Raw genomic sequence first — 3960 nt, 5'->3', positions numbered from 1 at the left:
TTAACGATTTGCCTCCTAAAGACCGAGATATCGCTATGGTATTTCAAAATTATGCTCTCTATCCTCACTTAACAGTTTACGATAATCTCGCCTTTGGATTGCGCCGCTCGGAAAGGGAGAAGGAAGAAGGAAGAAGGAAGAAGGAAGAAGGAAGAAGGAAGAAGGAAGAAGGAAAAGGGAAGAAGGAAGAAGGAAGAGGGAAGATACAAGGAGAAGAAGGAAACATCCAGAAGATAGAAAAGATCAGGAATAAGGTAGAAGAGGTTATTAATAATTTACCTTCTCATTCTTTTAAAAATCATCTAATTTATCCTTTGTTTGAGGACTTTTTAGGAGGAGCGACTCGCAAGTTGCCTCCGGGTTTGCGCTATTTGTCGGAACGGGAAAAGGCTGTAGGAAAACGAGTGCGAGAGGTAGCTGAATTATTGCAAATAGAATCTCTTTTAAATCGCTTGCCGAAACAACTTTCGGGAGGGCAAAAGCAGCGGGTAGCTTTGGGTAGGGCGATGGCTAGAAATCCTGAAGTTTTTTTGATGGACGAACCGTTATCGAATCTTGATGCGAAATTGAGGGCGGAAACTCGATCGCAAATTGTGCAGTTGCAGCGACAGTTGGGAACTACAACTATTTATGTGACTCACGACCAAACTGAGGCGATGACTATGGGCGATCGGATTGCTATTATGAAGGTCGGCCAGATTCAGCAAGTAGCTCGACCTCTAGAGCTTTATAACAAGCCGGCTAATCTATTTGTTGCTGAGTTTATCGGTTCTCCGCCGATGAATTTCTTGTCGGTGGAATTTAGTGCTCCGCTGTTGATTTCTCACCCGCAATTTCGCTTTACTTTACCCGATATTTGGGCAAAAAGTTTACAACAATATGACGGGCGAGGGCTAATTTTGGGCATTCGGCCGGAACATCTGAGCATTAACCCTCCGGCTACCAAAAATCTTTCGGTACAAGTGGAAATTGTAGAGGCTTTGGGACACGAAACTTATTTGGGGGTTTGTTTGACGGATGCTCCGGCGGTGCGGATGCAAGTGCGGGTTCCTCCTGAGCGATCGATCCGAGTTGGCGAGGAGCTTTGGTTGGCCATCGCCCATGACAAGATTCACTTGTTCGACCCTGATACCGAGTTGGCTATTTTTCCTCGTTAGCCAAAATCATCAAGGTCGATTCCCTCCGGGATAGCTTCGCTTCACGACCGTTGTGACCGATATCACTAATCACAAGCTTGCATTTTTATCAAGTAATGTTATATTTATTTACATAAGCCTTACACAAGTTAACGAAAGGAGTTCGCACTATGCAAGAACAAAAACGCAACGCTTGGAACTGGGGCTTCAGCGAAGGAGCCGAAAATTGGAACGGTCGTTTGGCGATGATTGGTTTCTCTGCCGCTGTCATCATTGAATTGGTTTCCGGTCAAGGCCTGCTTCACTTTTGGGGCGTGATTTAAGTTTCTAGTTAAGACTTTTGTGACACTGCAAAGCTTGGGAGTTCCGTAACGGACTCCCTAAATTTTGGCAGCGCGATTTTGCCAGCAAATAGCCACTTGCTCCGGGCAGTTAGTCGCACAAAATTTAACAGCTATAGCCCAAACCGGGGCGGGGGGTCTCCCCCCCAAAAGAGTGCTAATCACTCTTTCGGGTGATGCTAGCAAATTACTCTAGCGGATATATTCTTTCAAGATGCTGTTCCGGTTGGGATGGCGCAACTTCCGCAGAGCTTTAGCCTCGATTTGGCGAATCCGCTCGCGGGTGACGTTAAAGATTTGACCAATTTCCTCCAAGGTCTTCATCCGTCCGTCATCTAAGCCGTAACGCAGTCGCAGTACATCTCGTTCTCGGGGACTGAGAGTATCCAAAACGCTTTCCAAGTCTTCCCTGAGCAAGTTTTTGGAGACTTGATCTTCTGGCGTTTCCCCGTCAGATTCAATAAAGTCTCCCAGACGCGAGTCTTCCTCTTTGCCGATCGGAGTTTCTAGAGAGATGGGCAACTGTGCGGACTTAGCAATGAACCGCAACTTCTCGATCGTCATCTCCATGCGGGTAGCAATTTCTTCTTCCGTCGGCTTGCGACCCATTTCCTGAGACAGGAGTTTGGTAGTTTTCTTGATCCGCGAAATGGTTTCGTAAAGGTGAACCGGTAGGCGGATAGTGCGGGATTGGTCGGCGATTGCCCGGGTAATGGCTTGACGTATCCACCAAGTTGCGTAGGTAGAAAACTTGTAGCCTTTTTCGTGATCGAATTTTTCAGCGGCCCGGATCAGACCCAAAGAGCCTTCCTGAATCAAATCTTGGAAAGACAAACCGCGATTCATGTATTTTTTGGCGATCGACACCACCAAACGCAGGTTTGATTGCACCATTTTTTCCTTTGCCCTCCGACCAACGTGAAGTCGGTGACGGAATGCAGGTAGTGCCATATCTACAGCATTAGCCCATTCGCTGTCTTTGGGTTCGCGGTTATACTCTTCGAGCAGTTGTTCTCGAACTCGCTCTAATTCCAGCAAATCTGCAATCTTGCGCGCTAGTTCAATCTCTTCGTCAGCTCGCAGCAGTCTAATCCGACCGATTTCTTGGAGGTAAAGACGAATAGAGTCTTCAGTATAATGCTTTTTCTTTGCCTGAGCCCGGCGGCGGGCTTTGGCGCCTTTGCCAGATTTAGTGTCGTCCTCAGATTGAGAGTCTAAGAATTCTTCTCGATCGTCTTCTTCGTCGATAAAGAGTTCTAACTCGCTCTCAGGTAGAACGCTTTCGGCGCTCCGAAGCAACTCGATTGTTTCCATTTCCGGTGTAATTGTGGTTTCGAGTACGGTGTTAGCCTGGATCATGCCGTCTTCCTCATGCTCCTGAATTAAAGAATAAATAACAGTGGAATAGTGTCTGTTTGTAGTTTAGACAAGTTAGCCAGTATTGACATTCCCGCAGGAAAAAATAGTGGGATTTTCGGTCTGCTAGCTGAATCTGTTACCAAAACTGCACCAGTTTTATGACTCAAAGTTCGAGTTCGGGTTTGAAGCAGGCAGCGCATTCTATTGATCGCCGATTTTAACATCGCGACCTTAAATTGAGCTAGCGGCTTTTTCTTTCGGAGCGAGTTACCACATCATCTGCAATACCTTGCCCAGAGAAGCAAACCATGAAGTACGATCGATCGCACTTCCAAAAATACTGGCTTTTTTACTCGGTACTTCGAGCTTTTACCCCTACAAGTTTTCCGGCACGGAACCCTCTAACTTTTGTATTGGAGGTGTCGAACTTTTGATTCGCCTTGCTTTGACTCCGGTTGTCAGACATGACAGTTGCACGGCAAATTTTCGCCACCTTGGATATCGGTCTGCTGGCTCAAATGCAACAGCAGAGGGTTGAAGCACCAAACGGGGAGAATTGGATCTTGCAAAGACCTTCCCGATTGTAGCCTTTCTCACAAAAAATGGAAGTTGTTTTCCATTGTTTGTCAAGAACTAGGAAAACTCTGTCAGCTTAGCTTGACAATACTAACTCATGTCCGGCTCTGCTAAATCCTGAGAACGGCCCGCAAAAACTTTGGCACGATCGAACGGCGCTGTTTTCTGCGTATATCTGGGTGAACGGCTGCGGCGTAGTTGGCCAGACACTTAGCAGACAATTTTTGAGTTGCCCAAATTGGAACCAATACAATCCGTGTAGATACACCCATCATTACCCTGTTTCCCTGAATTGAATCATACGCAATCTGCGATTGAATAAAGCTCGTAGCTTTAGTTTTAAGCCGGCCACTCTGGATTAGAGACCGACTCTGACCCCCAATGAAGCGTTGCGGGTTGAGTAGTGCAACAGGGGCTTTCATTGTTAAGTTAGCTCAAATCTCAGAAATTGGGTTTAATTTTAACGTTAAATCACATTAAGTTCTTAACGTCACATTCTTATTTAAGCAGTTCGACACGAGTTTGTCGCGTCAATGGCAAAAACCACC

5 protein-coding genes are annotated in these 3960 nt (G+C 46.2%); 3 read left to right on the top strand and 2 right to left on the bottom strand.

Features of this window, described 5'->3' with window-relative positions:
* The first annotated feature begins 35 nt into the window (after positions 1-35).
* Both QUA38_RS27925 and QUA38_RS27920 read left to right on the top strand, forming a co-directional pair.
* The gene (locus QUA38_RS27925; RefSeq protein WP_445305126.1) at positions 36-1157 is read left to right on the top strand and encodes an ABC transporter ATP-binding protein; all 1122 of its coding nucleotides are present in this window, start codon (positions 36-38) and stop codon (positions 1155-1157) included.
* Positions 1158-1306: 149 nt separating this feature from the next.
* On the top strand, positions 1307-1459 hold the full coding sequence (locus QUA38_RS27920) for a chlorophyll A-B binding protein (RefSeq protein ID WP_194066599.1): 153 nt from the start codon (positions 1307-1309) through the stop codon (positions 1457-1459).
* A gap of 210 nt (positions 1460-1669) precedes the next feature.
* Here the strand turns inward: QUA38_RS27920 and rpoD are convergent, their stop codons facing one another.
* Positions 1670-2836, bottom strand: a complete 1167-nt coding sequence (rpoD, locus tag QUA38_RS27915; protein WP_333165178.1) for an RNA polymerase sigma factor RpoD — start codon at positions 2834-2836, stop codon at positions 1670-1672.
* A gap of 289 nt (positions 2837-3125) precedes the next feature.
* Here rpoD and QUA38_RS27910 point away from each other — a divergent pair, with 289 nt between their 5' ends.
* On the top strand, positions 3126-3374 hold the full coding sequence (locus tag QUA38_RS27910; protein WP_333167619.1) for a hypothetical protein: 249 nt from the start codon (positions 3126-3128) through the stop codon (positions 3372-3374).
* Between the two features lie 148 nt (positions 3375-3522).
* On the opposite strand, the gene QUA38_RS27905 is transcribed toward QUA38_RS27910, so the two are convergent.
* Complete coding sequence (locus QUA38_RS27905) at positions 3523-3687, bottom strand: hypothetical protein (protein WP_333096143.1); 165 nt, start codon at positions 3685-3687, stop codon at positions 3523-3525.
* Between the last annotated feature and the right edge of the window lie 273 nt (positions 3688-3960).

The sequence above is a fragment of the Microcoleus sp. Pol12B4 genome (assembly GCF_036701385.1).
Classification (GTDB): Bacteria; Cyanobacteriota; Cyanobacteriia; order Cyanobacteriales; family Microcoleaceae; genus Microcoleus.
The sequence above is the reverse complement of the archived record's forward strand: the minus strand, read 5'-3'. Positions and strand labels throughout refer to the sequence as shown.